This is a genomic window from Streptomyces sp. PH10-H1, from assembly GCF_030063355.1.
GTDB lineage: Bacteria > Actinomycetota > Actinomycetes > Streptomycetales > Streptomycetaceae > Actinacidiphila.
In genome coordinates this window covers 152,769-169,834 of the sequence record NZ_JASISZ010000001.1, presented here as the reverse complement: position 1 = coordinate 169,834, position 17,066 = coordinate 152,769, and the positions used below count along the sequence as shown (strand labels likewise).

At 71.7% G+C, this 17,066-nt stretch carries 11 protein-coding genes; all 11 read left to right on the top strand.

All coding sequences use genetic code 11. From position 1 onward, the window contains the following. Positions 1–5 precede the first annotated feature (5 nt). The 11 genes from QMK24_RS00695 to QMK24_RS00645 all read left to right on the top strand — a co-directional run bounded on the left by QMK24_RS00695 (position 6) and on the right by QMK24_RS00645 (position 17,056). Positions 6–908, top strand: a complete 903-nt coding sequence (locus QMK24_RS00695) for a carbohydrate ABC transporter permease (protein ID WP_283463026.1) — start codon at positions 6–8, stop codon at positions 906–908. Further along, a complete protein-coding gene (locus tag QMK24_RS00690; RefSeq protein WP_283463025.1) occupies positions 909–2,186 on the top strand; it encodes a 6-phospho-beta-glucosidase in 1,278 nt (425 codons plus the stop codon). After that, entirely contained in the window at positions 2,177–3,181 is a 1,005-nt protein-coding gene (locus tag QMK24_RS00685; protein WP_283463024.1) for an N-acetylglucosamine kinase, read from the top strand. Before QMK24_RS00690 ends, QMK24_RS00685 begins: the two co-directional genes overlap by 10 nt. Positions 3,182–3,465: 284 nt before the next feature. Next, on the top strand, positions 3,466–4,830 hold the full coding sequence (locus tag QMK24_RS00680) for a GlnX family signal transduction membrane protein (protein WP_283463023.1): 1,365 nt from the start codon (positions 3,466–3,468) through the stop codon (positions 4,828–4,830). Between the two features lie 38 nt (positions 4,831–4,868). After that, positions 4,869–5,864: a glutamate ABC transporter substrate-binding protein gene (locus QMK24_RS00675; protein WP_283463022.1), complete on the top strand. Its 996-nt coding sequence runs from the start codon at positions 4,869–4,871 to the stop codon at positions 5,862–5,864. A gap of 68 nt (positions 5,865–5,932) precedes the next feature. Then, positions 5,933–7,225 carry a hypothetical protein gene (locus tag QMK24_RS00670; RefSeq protein ID WP_283463021.1) on the top strand — a complete coding sequence of 431 codons (1,293 nt, stop codon included), beginning with the start codon at positions 5,933–5,935 and terminating at the stop codon, positions 7,223–7,225. 157 nt (positions 7,226–7,382) lie between these two features. Further along, a complete protein-coding gene (locus tag QMK24_RS00665; protein WP_283463126.1) occupies positions 7,383–9,989 on the top strand; it encodes a serine/threonine-protein kinase in 2,607 nt (868 codons plus the stop codon). 4 nt (positions 9,990–9,993) lie between these two features. Continuing rightward, positions 9,994–11,370, top strand: coding sequence for a PP2C family protein-serine/threonine phosphatase (locus tag QMK24_RS00660; RefSeq protein WP_283463020.1), 1,377 nt, complete (start codon positions 9,994–9,996; stop codon positions 11,368–11,370). A gap of 58 nt (positions 11,371–11,428) precedes the next feature. After that, positions 11,429–12,772, top strand: coding sequence for a vWA domain-containing protein (locus tag QMK24_RS00655; RefSeq protein WP_283463019.1), 1,344 nt, complete (start codon positions 11,429–11,431; stop codon positions 12,770–12,772). Between the two features lie 99 nt (positions 12,773–12,871). Further along, the gene (locus QMK24_RS00650) at positions 12,872–13,720 is read left to right on the top strand and encodes an FHA domain-containing protein (RefSeq protein WP_502962466.1); all 849 of its coding nucleotides are present in this window, start codon (positions 12,872–12,874) and stop codon (positions 13,718–13,720) included. A gap of 327 nt (positions 13,721–14,047) precedes the next feature. Then, entirely contained in the window at positions 14,048–17,056 is a 3,009-nt protein-coding gene (locus tag QMK24_RS00645; protein WP_283463017.1) for a S53 family peptidase, read from the top strand. Positions 17,057–17,066 lie beyond the last annotated feature (10 nt).

Below are 17,066 nucleotides of genomic sequence, written 5' to 3'. Positions count from 1 at the left end.
TCACCATGACCCACGCAACTCTCGCCCCGCCGGCCCCCGCGCCGGCCGCGGTCTCCGCGGTACAGGCCAAGCGGACCCCCAAGCGCAAGGAAGCACTGCACTGGATCGCGGTGCACTCGCTCGGCATCGCCGCCGCGCTGTTCTTCGTGCTGCCGTTCGTCTTCGTCTTCCTGACCGCGGTCATGAGCGACAACCAGGCGCTCAGCCGCGATCTGTGGCCGCACGACTGGCAGTGGAGCAACTTCCGGGAGGTCTGGGACACCCCGGGCTTCCTGACCTGGTGGCGCAACACCCTTGTGTACGCGGTGTCCGGCACGGTGCTGACCGTCGTGTCCAGCCTGCCGGTCGCCTACGCGCTCGCGAAGTTCCGCTTCCGCGGCCGCAATCTGATGATGGTGCTGGTCATCTCCACGATGATGCTGCCGCCGCAGGTGATCATCATTCCGATGTACCTGTTCTGGACCCGGCAGATGGGCATGGACGGCACCCTGTACCCGCTCATCATCCCGATGGCGTTCGGTGACGCGTTCACCATCTTCCTGCTGCGGCAGTTCCTGCTGACGATCCCGAAGGAGTACACGGAGGCCGCCAAGGTCGACGGCTGCAGCGAACTGCGCACGCTCCTCACGGTGATCGTGCCGATGATCAAGCCGGCCATCGCCGCCGTGGCACTGTTCCAGTTCTTCTACTGCTGGAACGACTACTTCGGACCGCAGATCTACGCCAGTTCCAACTCGGCTGCCTGGACTCTCAGCTACGGCCTGGAGTCCTTCAAGGGCGCGCACCACACCAACTGGAACCTCACCATGGCCGCCACCGTTCTGGTGATGGCCCCGGTGATCGTGGTCTTCTTCTTCGCCCAAAAGGCCTTCATCGAAGGCGTGACCCTGACTGGAGTGAAGGGCTAAATGAAGCTCGCAGTAGTAGGCGGTGGCTCGACCTACACCCCCGAACTCATCGACGGGTTCGCGCGGTTGCGCGACACCCTGCCGATCGAGGAGCTGGTGCTGGTCGACCCGGCCGCCGAGCGCCTCGAGCTCGTCGGCGGCCTCGCCCGGCGGATCTTCGCCAAGCAGGGCCACTCCGGAAAGGTCACCACCACCGCGAACCTGGAGGCCGGCGTCGCCGGCGCCGACGCCGTACTGCTCCAGCTGCGCATCGGCGGACAGGCCGCGCGCAACCAGGACGAGACCTGGCCGCTGGAGTGCGGCTGTGTCGGCCAGGAGACCACCGGGGCCGGCGGTCTCGCCAAGGCGCTGCGCACCGTTCCGGTCGTGCTCGACATCGCCGAGCGGGTCCGCAAGGCGGCGCCCGACGCCTGGATCATCGACTTCACCAACCCCGTCGGCATCGTGACCCGCGCGCTGCTCCAGGCCGGCCACAAGGCCGTCGGCCTGTGCAACGTGGCGATCGGCTTCCAGCGGAAGTTCGCCGCGCTCCTCGATGTGGCTCCCGACGAGGTCTACCTGGACCACGTCGGCCTCAACCACCTCACCTGGGAGCGCGGGGTCCGCCTCGGCGGCCCCGACGGCGAGGACCTGCTGCCCAAGCTCATCGCCGAGCACGGCGACGCCATCGCCGGGGACCTCCACCTGCCGCGCGCGGTCCTGGACCGGCTCGGCGTCGTCCCCTCGTACTACCTGCGCTACTACTACGCGCACGACGAGGTGGTCCGCGAGCTCAAGACCTCGCCGTCCCGGGCCTCCGAGGTCGCCGCGATGGAGAAGCAGTTGCTGGAGATGTACGGCGACCCGGCGCTGGACGAGAAGCCCGCGCTGCTCGCCAAGCGCGGCGGCGCCTTCTACTCCGAGGCGGCCGTCGCCCTGGCCTCCTCCCTGCTGCGCGCCGCACATATTCCCGAGGGCGGCGACATCCAGGTCGTCAACACGTACAACAACGGCACCCTGCCGTTCCTCCCGGACGACGCGGTGATCGAGGTCCCGGCGACGGTGGACGGCACCGGCACCAAGCCGCTGCCCGTCGCCCCGCTGAACCCGCTCTACGCGGGCCTGATCGCCAACGTCACCGCCTACGAGGACCTGGCCCTGGAAGCCGCCGTTCACGGCGGCCGGGACCGCGTGTTCAAGGCACTGCTGTCGCACCCGCTCATCGGCCAGTACGAGTACGCCGAAGTGCTCACCGACAGTCTCATCGCGCACAACCGGGAGCACCTGGCGTGGGCCTGAACGAACCGCTCGTGCCAGGTGGCGTCCTCGCCATCGACGCGGGCAACAGCAAGACCGACGTGGCCATCGTCGCCGCCGACGGGACGGTGCTCGGCACCGCCCGCGGCGGCGGTTTCCAACCGCCGGTGGTCGGAATCGGTGCGGCCGTCGCGGTCGTGGCCGGCATCGTCGCGCGCGCGGCCGCCGCGGCGGGCCTGGCCTTCGGCGAGGGCCCGCTGACCGAGCACACCTCGGCCTGTCTGGCCAACGCCGACCTGCCCGTGGAGGAGCAGGAGCTCGAACTGGCCGTGCACGCAAAGGGCTGGAGCCTGAGCACCCGGGTCGCCAACGACACCTTCGCCATACTGCGCGCGGGTGTCGACGAGCCGCGCGGCGTCGCGGTCGTGTGCGGCGCGGGCATCAACTGTGTCGGCATGCTGCCCGATGGCCGGACGGCCCGCTTCCCGGCAATCGGCAAGATTTCCGGTGACTGGGGAGGCGGATCGGGTCTGGCGGAGGAGGCCCTGTGGTACGCCGCCCGCGCCGAGGACGGCCGCGGCGGTCCGACCGAGCTGGCGGCCACGCTGCCCGCGCACTACGGACTCACCTCGATGTACGCCCTGATCGAGGCGCTGCACCTGGAGCACATCGCGCCGTCCCGCAAGTACGAGCTGACGCCGGTGCTGTTCAGCACCGCGGACGCGGGCGATCCGGTGGCCCGCAGGATAGTCCGCCGGCAGGCCGACGAGATCGTCGCGCTGGCGGCCGTGGCCCTGGGCCGGCTCGACCTGCTGGACGAGGAGGCGGACGTGGTACTCGGCGGCGGCGTCCTGGCGGCCGGCAATCCGGCCCTGATGGACGCCATTTCCGAGGGCCTCGCGGTCCGCGCCCCCAAGGCCGTCACCCGCGTGGTCAGCGCCGCCCCCGTGCTGGGCGCCGCGCTGCTCGGCCTGGACCATCTCGCCGCCGAACCCGCGGTCCACACCCGGCTGCGCGCGCACTACACCCGAGCGTGATTCCCGGAACCGCACCGGTACCGGGAGCGTGATGGGATACGGGAGAAGTTTGCGCGACAGGGCCGCATAGCGGGCAGTTGGCACAAGATCCACGCAATCTCTAGGTGGATGTCACTGCCTACGGCCATACTGCTGGCCAAGAGCTTGACTGCCGTGCGCGCGGGAGTCGTTCCGGGGGAGGGTCTGTGACACAAACGCCGACGGGGAGTGGAGTCCCGGCTGGGCAGGGCTATGGCGCCCCGCCCGCGCAGCGTGTCCCCCAGCCGCCCGCGGGGCCGCCCGTCATGCCGCCGCCTCCGCCGCCACGCCCGCGCCGGGCGTGGAGCGAGGGGACGGACCGGCTGCGCGCCGCGGCGACGACCGAGCCCGGACGGCTGCGGATCATCGGTGCGGTACTGGCCGTGCTGGTCGTGGCGTTCGGCGCGGTGACGGCGTGGCAGATCACCGACCGGGCGTCGGCGGCGGGCGATGTGGTCAACCACAGCGCGCCGTTGAGCGCCAAGGCCGCCGAGATCTACCGGTCACTGGCGGACGCGGACACCACCGCGTCCGGCGGCTTCCTCATGGGCGGTCAGCAGCCGAAGGCGGTCACGGAGCGGTACGACACCGACCTGCGGACGGCGTCGAAGCTCATCGCCGAGGCGGCGGGGAACGCCCAGGGGTCCGCGGACACCCTCCAGCAGATCTCGCTGCTCAACCAGCAGCTCAAGAACTACACCGACGAGGTGGCGAGGGCCGGCGACAACAACCGCCAGGGCTTCCCCGTCGGCGGCGCCCACCTGCGGTACGCCAACGAGCTGATGCGTCAGAACGGCGGCCTCCTCGACACCGCCGACAAGCTGTACCAGGCCGAGACGGCCCGGCTCGGCAAGGACTACGGCTCGGCCAAGGCGCTTCCGTGGGCCGCCTGGACGCTCGGTGTGATCGCCCTCGGCGCCCTGTTGTGGGCCCAGCGGCGCTCGTACCGGCGCACCAACCGGGTGTTCAACCAGGGAATGCTGGCGGCCAGCGCGGCCTCCGTGGTCGTGCTGCTGTGGGCGGTGGTCGGCCACAGCGTGGCCGCCTCCCAGCTCGACACCTCGTACAACCACGGCGCGAGGTCCATGCAGGTGCTCAACAACGCCCGGATCGGCGTCCTGCAGGCCCGGGGCGACGAGAACCTGACGCTGGTCGCCCGCGGCTCCGGCGCGACCTACGAGACCAACTTCCAGGGCGGGATGACGACGCTGGCCGGCACGGACCCGAAGGGCGTGGGTGGCGAGATGGCCCAGGCCCTGGCCCTCGCGGACAACGAGGCGGGCCGCAGCCCGGTCAATGACGCGATCAAGGGCGTACAGGCCTGGCGGGGCCGCCACACCACCGCCCGCGCCAGCGACAACACCGGCAACTACGTGGACGCCGTCGCCCAGGTGATCGGCGGCAAGAACCAACGGGGCGAGGTGGTCACCGCGACCACCGGCCAGTGCTTCGACGTGGTGGACGCCAGCCTGCGCAAGGCCGTCGACCATGAACAGCAGGAATTCACCAAGGCCGCGAACGACGGCCGGGGGGCACTGACCGCGCTGTCTGCGGGTGCCGCGCTGCTGGCCGTGCTGGCCGCGGCGGGTGCCGCGCTCGGCATCGGCCGCCGGCTGTCGGAGTACCGGTGACCGGCGTGACCGGCCAGGCCGGTGGAGGGAAGCGGACGATGAGCGAGGACACGCGGTGGACGCGGGGCGGCTGGCGCGGCTGGGGCGGGGTCGCCGGGATGGCGGCGGCCTGCGCGCTGGTCGTCAGCGCCGTGGCCCTCCCGCTGCGCGACGGCGGCACGACGGCGGACGGGCGGGCGTACGCACCGGGCGCCGTCACCGCGAAGTACGCCTCCACGGAGGACAACTGCGACCATCCGGAGGCGAGCGGCCAGCGGCCGTCGTCCGTGGACGGCGCGGCCGTGCAGCGGATCAAGGAACACGGCAAGCTCATCGTCGGCGTGGACCAGAACAGCTATCTGTGGGGCTTCCGCGATCCGGCCACCGGCTCGATCGTGGGCTTCGACATCGACCTGGTGCGGGCGATAGCCAAGGACATCCTCGGCGACCCGGACAAGGTCCAGTTCCTGACGGTGCCGACCGACCAGCGCATCCCGATGATCAAGGCGGGGAAGGTGGACATGGTGGTGCGCACCATGACCATCAACTGCTCGCGGCTGAAGGACGTGGCGTTCTCCACCGCCTATTTCGAGGCCGGGCAGCAGCTCCTCGTCCCCATCGAGGGCACGTCCGTCACCGGCTTCAACACCACCCTCCAGGGCAGGACGGTCTGCACGGCGAAGGGCTCCACCGGTGAGGCCAAGCTCAAGGAGAGCTCGCAGGGCGCCAAGGTCGTACTGGTGCCCAACCAGCTGGACTGCCTCGTCCGGCTGCAGCTGAACCTGGTCGACGCGGTGTTCACGGACAACGCACTGGCGGCCGGCCAGGCCGCGCAGGACCCCTCGGTCCACCTGGTCGGGGAACGGGTGACGACCGAGCCGTACGGCGTCGCCATGAATCTCGCGGACACCGATCTGGTGGCCCGGGTCAACAAGGTGCTGGAGAATTACCGCAGCGGCGGCGCCAACAGCCCGTGGATGCAGTCGTTCCGGCACTGGCTGGCCGCCAAGCTGCCGGATGTGACCGGACCGCCCGCTCCGCTCTACAAGAACTGATCCATCAGGCCTGGTCCACCAGGACTGATCTCCGCACACGACGTGCCGGTTACGGGAAAGAAGGTTTGATGGCGGAGGGGGCACCATCCGGGCCGGTGATGGGCCGGGAGGAGGTCGACCGAGCTCTGGCGCGGCTCAGCGCCGAGCACGAGGCGATCGAGTCCTCGCTGCTCGCGCTCCAGGACCACTCCGGCCGCAGGCTGCTCGAAGGCGCCGAGCTGACCGGCATCACCAAGGAGCGCTGGGCCGAGACGGATTCGGCGATCTCCCTGCTGTGGGCGCACTTCGAGGCGTACACCGCTACCCTGGACGCCGCCCGTGAACTGCGCGGCCGCCGCCGCTGGCCCACCCAGACCGAGCTGACCGCGCTCACCGAACTGCTGCGCGGCTCCGGTGTGTCGGTGGCCGGCGGCGCGGTCCCGGACGCCTCCCGCAGCCTGACAGGACCCGCCCGGCTCACCGAACGGTTCAGCCTGGAGCAGCTGCTGGACCGGATGAACGGCTGGTACGACCAGGCCATGGAGATGGTCTCGTCCGCCGACTCCGTATGGTCCGCGCTGCCCGCCCGGATCGATCTGCTCGCCGCCGATGTGCAGCGGGTCCGCTCGCTGGCCCACTCGGTGGGGGTGCGCCCCGGCGCCCATCCCTCGGGGGACGACCTGGAGCGGCTCATCACCGACCTGGGCGCGCTGCGTGCCCAAGTGGTGTGCGACCCACTGGCGTTCTGGCTGGAGCAGCCGAAGCCGAGCCGTCCGGACACCGCGCGCTACGAGCAGGCGGGCCGCCGGCTGGAGGAGCTGCGCCGCGAGATCGACGCCGTACTGCATGTGCGGGACGACGCCGACCAGCGGCTGCTCCACCTGCGGGATGTGCTGTCCCGCGCGGACCGCACGCTCACCGAGGCGCGCAGCGCGCGCGTCGAGGTGCTGGCGAAGATAGCCGCCTCGGAGGTCCCGGCGGTCAGCGGCCCTTCGGCCGCGCTGCACGAGCGGCTCGCGGCGGCCGACGACTACCGGAGGACCGGGCAGTGGCACCGGCTGTCCCCGCTGCTGGACGGCTTGGAGCAGCACGCGGACGACGAGTTGCTGCGGGCCCGGGACTCGTTGACGGCGGTGACCGCGCCGCTCGCGGTCCGCGCCGAGCTGCGCGGCCGGCTGGACGCCTACCGTGCGAAGGTGGCGCGGCACGGCATGGCGGAGGACCCGCTGCTGATCGAACGGTACGACCAGGCCCGCCGGATGCTCTGGAGCGCGCCGTGCGATCTGCGGGCCGCGGAGTCGACGGTACTGCGCTACCAGCAGGCGGTGGCCGAGATACTGGGGCCGAGGCAGTCCCAGCCCGCCGATCGGCGGGACCACTGATGTCCGAAGCACCGAGGTCTGAAGCACCGGTGTCCGAAGCACCGACGGCGGGACTACTGAAGAGGGCCGGACGGTCGCCGGGCGGCCGCACGAGTGAGCAAAGGGGGACACCGTGAGCAAGTGCCAACGGCCCGGCTGCGGCGGGGCTCTGGAGGACATGGGCGGCGGCGAGCTGTACTGCGACACGTGCGGGCTGGCGCCCGTGCCCGTCGCCGCGGCGAGCGGCTCGGCGCGGTCGGCGGCGGGCGGCGCGGTCGGCGGCCCCGAATCGGGCCGGGCGGCGTCCGAGCGTTCCTCCCGTTCGTCCAAATCGTCCTCGCGGTCCTCGCGCCGCTCGGTGTCCGGGCGGTTGTCGCGCTCCCTGAGCGGCACCAGCACCGGCCGTTCGGTGTCGGTGCGCAGCTCGCGCGGTACCGGCAGCGGTCCCACCCGCGGCAAGCTCGGCGCCGGACTGGTGACCGTACCGCCCATCCCGCGCCCCGATCCGGCCGCCGGCGTACTGGACAACCCGCAGGTCCCCGAGCGCAAGCGGTACTGCAGCAAGGGCGACTGCGGTGCGCCGGTGGGCCGCAGCCGCGGTGACAAGCCCGGCCGCACCGAGGGCTTCTGCACCAAGTGCGGGCACCCGTACTCCTTCTCGCCGAAGCTGCGGGCCGGCGATGTCGTGCACGGCCAGTACGAGGTCGTGGGCTGCCTGGCGCACGGCGGGCTCGGCTGGATCTACCTCGCGCTGGACCGCGCGGTCTCCGACCGCTGGGTGGTGCTCAAGGGCCTGCTGGACACCGGCGACGAGGACGCGCTGGCCGCGGCCGTCTCCGAGCGGCGGTTCCTCGCCGAGATCGAGCACCCGAACATCGTCCGCATCTACAACTTCGTCGAGCACCTGGACCAGCGCACCGGCACCCTCGACGGCTACATCGTGATGGCCTACGTCGGCGGCAAGTCGCTCAAGGAGATCGCCAACGAGCGGCGCGGTACCGACGGCAAGCGCGAGCCGCTGCCGGTGGCCACGGCCATCGCGTACGCCATCGAGGCGCTGGACGCGCTCGGCTATCTGCACAGCCGCAACCTGCTGTACTGCGACTTCAAGGTCGACAACGCCATCCAGCAGGAAGACCGCCTGGAACTCATCGACATGGGCGCGGTCCGCCGGATGGACGACGTCGACAGCGCGATCTACGGCACGGTGGGCTACCAGGCCCCGGAGGTCGCCGAGCTGGGCCCGTCCGTCGCCTCCGACCTGTACACGGTGGCACGCACGCTGGCCGTGCTGACCTTCGACTTCCAGGGCTACACCAACGTCTTCGCGGACAGCCTGCCCGACCCGGACAACATCGACGTCTTCTCCCGCTACGAGTCCTTCTACCGGCTGCTGGTGCGGGCCACCGACCCGGATCCCGACAAGCGGTTCGCGTCCGCCGAGGAGATGGCGGACCAGCTGCTGGGCGTGCTGCGCGAGGTCGTGGCGCTGGAGACCGGCAAGCCGCGGCCCGCGCTGTCCACTCTCTTCGGCCCGGAGATCCGGGTGGTGGACACGGAGCTGGTGCACGCGCTGCCCGGCGACTCCTCCCGGCTCGGCGCGGACCGCCGCCGCAAGGGCGCGGCCCTCTCCCCGGCCCTGGGCGCGGGCGGGGTCAACGGCGCGAACGGCGCTCCGCCGGCGTTCATCCCGTCGCAGCCCGCCGGCCGGCCGGGACCGCCGGCCGGCCCCGGCGCGCCCGCACCGGCCGGCGCCCCGCCCTCGTACAGCACGACCGTCGTCGGCGCGGTGCCCCTGCTCCCGGCGGTCCCGCCGGGCACCGCGCCCGGTACCGGTTCCGGCTTCCCCTCGGTCGCCCGGCTCGACACGCCCGCGGCCGTGCTGGCGCTGCCCGTCCCGCATGTGGACCCGGGCGACCCCAACGCCGGTTTCCTGGCCGGTCTCTCGTCCGCGGCGCCCGCCGAGCTGATCGCCGCGCTGCAGTCCGCGCCCGTCGAATCGGTCGAGAAGCGGCTGCGTGATCTGCGGGCCCGGCTCGAACTCAACGACGGCGCGTCCGCGCTGCTCGTGCTGCGGGGTCTGGCGGACGACGACCTGGAGGACTGGCGCGTCGTCTGGCACCGCGGCCTCACCGCACTGGCGACCGGCGACCACGAGACGGCCGCACTGTCCTTCGACGCGGTCTACGACGCCTTCCCCGGCGAATCCGCGCCGAAGCTCGCCCTCGGCATCTGCGCCGAGGTGCTCGGCCAGCTGGACAACGCGGCGGAGTACTACCGCCTGGTGTGGACGACCGACCACAGTTACGTCAGCGCCGCCTTCGGCCTCGCCCGGGTGCGGCTCGCGGCGGGCGACCGGGCCGGCGCCGTACAGGCCCTGGAGTCGGTGCCCGAGGCGTCCATCCACTTCACGGCGGCGAGGGTCGCGGCGATCCGGGCCCGGCTGCGCGAGCGCTCCCCGCACGAACCGCTGCTGGACGATCTGCGGGCCGCGGGCCGCCAGGTCGAGCAACTGCAGCAGCAGGGCCTGGACGCCGACCGGCGCGAGCAGCTGTCCACCGAAGTCCTCGGCAGCGCGCTCGACTGGGTGCTGGCGGGCGAGCGCGGCGCGCCGCCCGCCGCCGGCGCCCGCCCGCAACTGCTGGGCAGCGTCCTGGACGAACGCGGGCTGCGCTTCGGCCTGGAGCGCTCGTACCGGGTCCTGGCCCGGCTGGCCCAGAAGGACCGCACAAGGATCGAACTGGTGGAGCGGGCCAACCGTTTCCGCCCCCGGACGTGGGTGTAACCGAATGCAAGGACTGCCCGAGTCGGCCCAGTCAGCACAGTCGATCAGCTGCCCCAGCTGCGCGGAACCGCTGGAGGAGGGCGACAAGTTCTGCGGCGTATGCGGCGCGGACGTGACCGCTCCGCTTCCCGTCGCGGACGTCGGCCTGCCCGGCGGCGGCACGCCCGGCACCGGTCTGCCCGATGGCGCAGGCCCGGGGCCCCTGGGCAACGGCTCCGCGGCGTCCGGCACGGCGCACGGGAGCGGTCCCGCCGCCTCCGCCGAGCACGATCACGAGCACGAACGCGAACACGCCCACGGCTACGGGGAGTACGGCGACACCTTCGCGCTCGCCCCGCCGCTGGACCCGGCCGCGGGCCCCGGGCAGGGCGCGGGCCGGCCCGCCGCCGGTGACGCCCCGGTCGCGCCCGGCGCCGAGATCTCCGACCCCCGCGAGGAGCCGCTCACCGGCCCGGCCCCGCAGGGGCGCACCTGCGTGGCGTGCGGGGTCGGCGGGGTCGACGCCGACGGGTACTGCGAGCACTGCGGGCACGCGCAGCCGCGGCTGCGCGACCACCAGGAACGTGAACTCGAAGGCGTGGCCGCGGTCAGCGACCGCGGTCTGCGGCACCACCGCAACGAGGACGCGTTCGCCGTGGCCGCCACCTCGCTGCCGGACGGCACGCCGGCCGTCATCGCGGTGGTGTGCGACGGCGTCTCGTCCGCGTACCGCCCGGACGACGCCTCGGCGGCCGCCGCCGCCGTGGGCAGCGAGACGCTGCTCGATGCGCTGGAGCACGGCAGTCCGCCCGAACAGGCAATGCACGACGCCCTGCTGGCCGCGGCCCGCGCCGTGGCCGTGCTGGCCGAGGAGGACGACGGCGGCAAGCAGGGCCCGCACCACAACGCGCCGGCCTGCACCTGTGTGAGCGCCGTCGCCGCAGGACCGGTCTTCACCGTCGGCTGGATCGGCGACAGCCGCGCCTACTGGGTCCCGGACGACCGGGCACTGCCGTCCGCCCGTCTCACCGAGGACGACTCCTGGGCGGCCCGCATGGTGTCGGCGGGGCTGATGTCGGAGGCCGAGGCGTACGCGGACGACCGCGCCCACGCGATCACCGGCTGGCTCGGCGCCGACGCCGTCGAAATCGACCCGCACACCGCTTCCTTCCAGCCGGAGGGAACGGGTGTAGTGGTCGTATGCACGGACGGTCTGTGGAACTACGCCGAGTCGGCGGCCGAACTGGCGGCGGTGACACCCGCCGACGCCCGCTCCCGGCCGCTGCACTGCGCGCAGACCCTGGTGGGGGTGGCGCTCGACGGCGGCGGCCACGACAACGTAACAGTCGCCGTACTTCCGTTCCCGGCCACGGTCGGGCGGGCAGTATCCGAACCTGCGTAGAACCGGTCCCTCTCCGGGGGATTTTTTGGTGGACTGAGGAGCGCTAGGAGCTCAAGCGATGGCCAATTTCTCCAAGTCGAACGTGCCGCAGTTCTCCGTCGACATCTATCAGAACGAGTACCTGCCCGAGGGCGGCCGCGAGGTCAACGCCATCGTGACGGTGACGTCGACCGGCGGCGGCACCTCCGGCGGACTCCCCCTGTCGGCGCCCGCGTACGTGTCGGACGGCGGCCCCGGCGGCGCCGTGGTGATCATGGTGGACTGCTCGGGTTCGATGGACTACCCGCCGACGAAGATGCGCAACGCGCGCGACGCGACCGCCGCCGCGATCGACACGATCCGCGACGGTGTGGCCTTCGCGGTGGTCGGCGGCACCCATCAGGCCCGCGAGGTCTATCCCGCCAACGGCGGTCTCGCGGTGGCCGATGCCCAGACCCGCGGCCAGGCCAAGCAGGCGCTGCGCAAGCTCACCGCGGGCGGCGGCACCGCGATCGGCACCTGGCTGCGGCTCGCCGACCGGCTGCTGGCCACCGCCGATGTGTCGATACGGCACGGCATCCTGCTGACCGACGGCCGCAACGAGCACGAGAAGCCGGAGGATCTGCGGGCCACCCTCGACGCCTGCGCCGGCCGCTTCACCTGTGACGCGCGGGGCGTGGGGACCGACTGGGAGGTCAAGGAGCTGACCGGGATCGCGTCCGCGATGCTCGGCTCCGTCGACATCGTCGCCGACCCGGCAGGGCTGAAGGCGGACTTCCAGCGGATGATGGAGACCGCGATGGGCAAGGAGGTCGCGGATGTCGGCCTGCGGCTGTGGACCCCGCAGGGCTCCGAGATCAAGTTCGTGAAGCAGGTCGCGCCGACGGTCGAGGACCTGACCGCGCGCCGTACCGAGGCCGGTCCGCGGGCCGGCGACTACCCGACCGGCTCCTGGGGCGACGAGTCCCGCGACTACCACGTGTGCGTCCAGGTCCCGAACGCCGGTGTCGGCCAGGAGATGCTCGCCGCCCGCCTCTCGCTGGTACTGCCACAGCCGGACGGCACCTCGCAGGTACTCTCGCAGGGTTTGGTGCGAGCCGTGTGGACCGACGACATGGCCGCCTCGACCCGGATCAACCCGCAGGTCGCGCACTACACCGGCCAGGCCGAACTGGCCTCCGTCATCCAGCAGGGGCTGGAGGCGCGCAAGTCGGGGGACATCGACGGGGCGACCGCGAAGCTGGGCCGCGCGGTGCAGCTGGCGAGCGCCTCGGGCAACGACGACACCGCGAAGCTGCTGGCCAAAGTCGTCGACGTGGTCGACGCTCCGAGCGGTACTGTGCGGCTGAAGGCGCGGGTCGCGGACGCCGACGAGATGACCTTGGAGACCCGGTCGACGAAGACCGTTCGCGTCAAGAAGTAACCGCGCTCGAAGGGCGGAGGGGGAGCCAGCCGTATGTCGACTTGTCCGAACGGTCACCAGTCGGGAACCGACGACTGGTGCGAGGTGTGCGGTCACCGCATGTCCGCACCCGCCGTGTCGTCCCCCTCCGCGGGCTCCGGCCCGGCCCCGATGGCAGCGGGCTACGACCCGGACGCCACCGCGGCGGCCGAACCGTGCCCGAGCTGCGGCACCCTTCGGGAGGGCTCGGCGCTGTTCTGCGAGGAGTGCCGCTACAACTTCCAGACCCACACTCCCACCACCTTCGTCTCGCCGTCGCCGGCCGCCTCCCCTCTCTCACCGGGGTTCCCGCCCTACCAGCGCTACGAGTCGCAGCGCTCCCGCCCGTCCCAGATGAACCGCGCGGCCGAGCCGCTGGCTCCCGACGCGGTCACCTCGGGCGGCTCGGGGGACTTCCTGCTCACCCCGCCGAGCGTTCCCTCCACTCCGGCGGGCGCTCCCCGGGCGGAGGCCGGTGCTACGCCGGAGGCCGGGGCCTCCGCCGCCCCGGCCGCGCCCGAGGTGGCGGTGTGGACCGCTGTCATCGCCGCCGACCGTGACTACTTCACCGCGATGATGGCCCGGAGCGGCCCCGACGCCACCGGCCTGTACTTCCCCTCGTACTCCCCCGAACTGCGCCTTCCGATGACCGGCAATCAGATCACCATCGGCCGCCGCCGGCACAGCACCGGCGAGGCTCCGGACATCGACCTGTCGCGCGCTCCCGAGGACCCGGGTGTCTCGCACAAGCACGCGGTCCTGGTCCAGCAGCCCGACGGCGGCTGGTCCGTGGTGGACCAGGACTCGACGAACGGCACCACGGTCAACGGCGCCGCCGACCCCATCCAGCCGTACCTGCCGGTGCCGTTGAAGGACGGCGACCGGGTCCATGTCGGCGCCTGGACGACGATCACGGTCAAGCGGGACTGACCGTCCCTCCAGCCCCCCTCCGGCCGCCCCTCCAGCCCCAGGTTTACCAAGGATGGGCAAAAACCGTACACCTGACCGAGGTCCTGGGCTGTACAGCTGATACAAAGCGTTGCTGGCTGTTCATTTCCGGCGAAGGGGTTCGGTCACCTTTCGCCCGGTGATCCGCCGGGGGGGCATTCGCAGGTCCGGCACGGGCTCTACCCGTGCCAGGGGGGACCAACACTTCTTCGCCGCCGTCCGCCGCGCACGTCGCGGCAACGGGGCGCCCTCTCGCGGTTTCACCGTGGCCGCACGGCCGTATCACGCGGATCTTGAGGGAGTTGACGCATGGGCATTATCGCCCGTGAAAAGGTATTTCGCATAGGCATGGTGACGGCCACCGCGGTGGCGATGATCGCCGCCGCGGCGCCCGCCGCACTGGCCGACACCACCCCGGTACCCGCGACGAAGCGGATCGGGTCCACCCCGGTCGTTCCGCACGGGGCCGTCCGTACCGCCAACCCGGGCGACGACGCCGGGCTGGATCTGAGCGTGATGCTCAGCCCGCGTGACCCCGCCGGACTGCAGAGCTTCATCGCGGCGGTGTCCAACCCCGCCTCCCCGCAGTACCACCACTACCTCAAGACGGGCGAGTTCGGTCCGGCCTTCGGGCCGACCAAGGCGACCGTCGACCTGGTGCGCGCCTCTCTCACGGCGCAGGGCCTCACCCCGGGCGAGGTCTCCTCCGACGGCTTCAGCATCCCGGTGCACACCACCGTGGGCGGCGCCGCCCAGGCCTTCAAGACCGGTTTCTCCGGCTACCGGCTGCCGGACGGCACCGCGGGACTGACGAACACCGCCGCACCCGCGGTGCGCGGCGACATCGCCTCGGCGATCACCGGCGTGGTGGGGCTGAACACCCTCGGCGCAGTTCACCCGCACCACGTGAAGAGCAAGGAGACCGTCACCGCGAAGGCGGCCACGGGCAGCAGCACGGTCACGCCGCACGCCGCCGGCCGCACGCCGCAGCTGTGCAGCGGCATCGTCAACGGCGCCAGCGGCATCGGCTGGTACGACACCAGCCAGTACTGGAGCGCGGGCTCGCTGGCCGGCGCGTACGGCATGACGAACCGGCCGATCCCCACCACGGGTGTCACGGTCGCGCTCTTCGAGCTGGAGAACTACGACCCGAAGGACGTCACCGAGTACCAGGCGTGCTACGGCACGAGCACCTCGGTCACCCCCATCAGGGTCAACGGCGGTCCCTCGCAGCCCGCTGACGCCAACACGGGTGTCGGCGGCGAGTCCGTCCTCGACATCGAGGACATCATCGGTCTGGTGCCCGAGGCCTCGATCCTGGTGTACCAGGGTTCCGACGCCAACAGCTGGACCCCGGTGATCGACACCTACACGAAGATCATCACGGAGAACCGTGCCCAGGTCATCTCCACCAGCTGGGGTGCCTGCGAGGCCAACATCCCCAGCGATGTCGTGAACTCCGAGAGCTTGCTCTTCAAGATGGCGGCGGCCCAGGGCCAGACCGTCGTGGCGGCCTCGGGCGACAGCGGTTCCACCGACTGCTACCACGCGAGCGGCTCCCCCAACAGCACGGTGCTGAACACGGACGACCCGGCCGGCCAGCCGTACGTTCTCAGCGTCGGCGGCACCACGATGTCGGGCTCCGGCGGCTCGTACGAGACGACCTGGAACCACGACTCCGGCGCCACCGGCGGCGGTATCTCCAAGTGGAAGCTCACCGACGCGGAGAACCCGCAGAAGGGCTTCACCGGTCCCGGCTACGCCAACAACTGCTCCGCGGCCACCGGCGAGACCTGCCGTCAGGTCCCGGACGTGGCGGCCCTCGGCGACCCGAGCACCGGATATCTCATCGCCTACGGCCGTGACGCCCAGGGCTATGAGCAGTGGCACCGGTTCGGCGGCACCAGCGGCTCCGCGCCGACCTGGGCCGCGCTGATCGCCCAGGCGGACCTCGATCTGTCGTGCGCGGCCGACGGCCCGGTCGGATACGTGAACCCGGCGCTGTACAAGCTGCCTTCGGCGTCCTTCCGTGACGTCACCAGCGGCAACAACAACCTCACGATCTCCGGCAACGTCAGCGGCCTCTACCAGGCCGGGTCGGGCTACGACCTCGCCACCGGCCTCGGTTCGCCCAACGGGCGCACCATCGCCACCGCCCTGTGCAAGGGCCTGCCGGAGAAGCCGGCCGGCACCTTCACCACCGCGGGCCCGACCCGTGTGCTGGACACCCGGTACGCGATCGGCCGCGCCGGAACGACCCCCGTCGCCCCCAACGGCACGGTGCCCGTCGATGTCATGAAGGTCCCCGGCGCTCCGGCCGCCGGCGTCACCGCCGTGGTCCTCAATGTCACGGTCACCGAGCCGACGCAGCCCGGCCACCTGACCGCTTGGCCCGACAAGACCACCCAGCCGAGCTCGTCCAACCTCAACTGGGCGAAGGGCGACTCCGTTCCCAACCTGGTGACCGTCCCGGTCGGCGCCAACGGCTTGGTCGACCTGGCCAACGTCAGCACCGGCACCGCCCACCTGATCGCCGATGTCTTCGGCTACTACTCCACCGCCCCGTCCGGTTCGACGTTCACCTCGGCGGGCCCGGCCCGTCTGCTGGACACCCGGTACGCCACCGGCGTCCCCACAAAGACCCCTGTCGCCCCCAACGGCACCGTGAACGTCAAGGTCGCGGGCCAGCAGGGTGTGCCGGCCACCGGCGTCACCGCCGTGGTGCTCAATGTGACGGTCACCGGGCCGACGCTGTCGGGCCACCTCACCGCCTATCCGCACGGCACCGCCGCGCCGACGTCCTCGAACCTCAACTGGGTCAAGGGCCAGACCATCGCCAACTCGGTGATCGTCCCGGTCGGCGCCGACGGCACGGTGGACCTCGCCAACGTCAGCGGCGGCACGACCCACCTGGTCGCCGATGTCTTCGGCTACTTCTCCAGCTCCGCCACCGGCACCAAGTTCCACACGGCGGGACCGACCCGGCTGCTCGACACCCGCTCGGGCATCGGCACCACCGGCAACGGCGGCCCGCTGGGCCCCGACGGCACGCTGACGCTGGACCTGAACGACGGCAACGTGCTGGCCAACGCCAAGGCCGTGGTCCTGAACGTCACGGTCACCGGCGGCACCGGTGACGGCTTCCTCACCGTGTGGCCCAATGGGACCACCCGGCCCAACGCCTCCAACATCAACTGGCGCATGGGTCAGACCATCCCCAACCTGGTCACCGTTCCCGTCGTCAACGGCAAGATCAGCTTCTGGAACCACGCCAACAACGTCCAGGTGATCGCCGACGTCTTCGGCTACTACAGCTGAGACCGGAGCA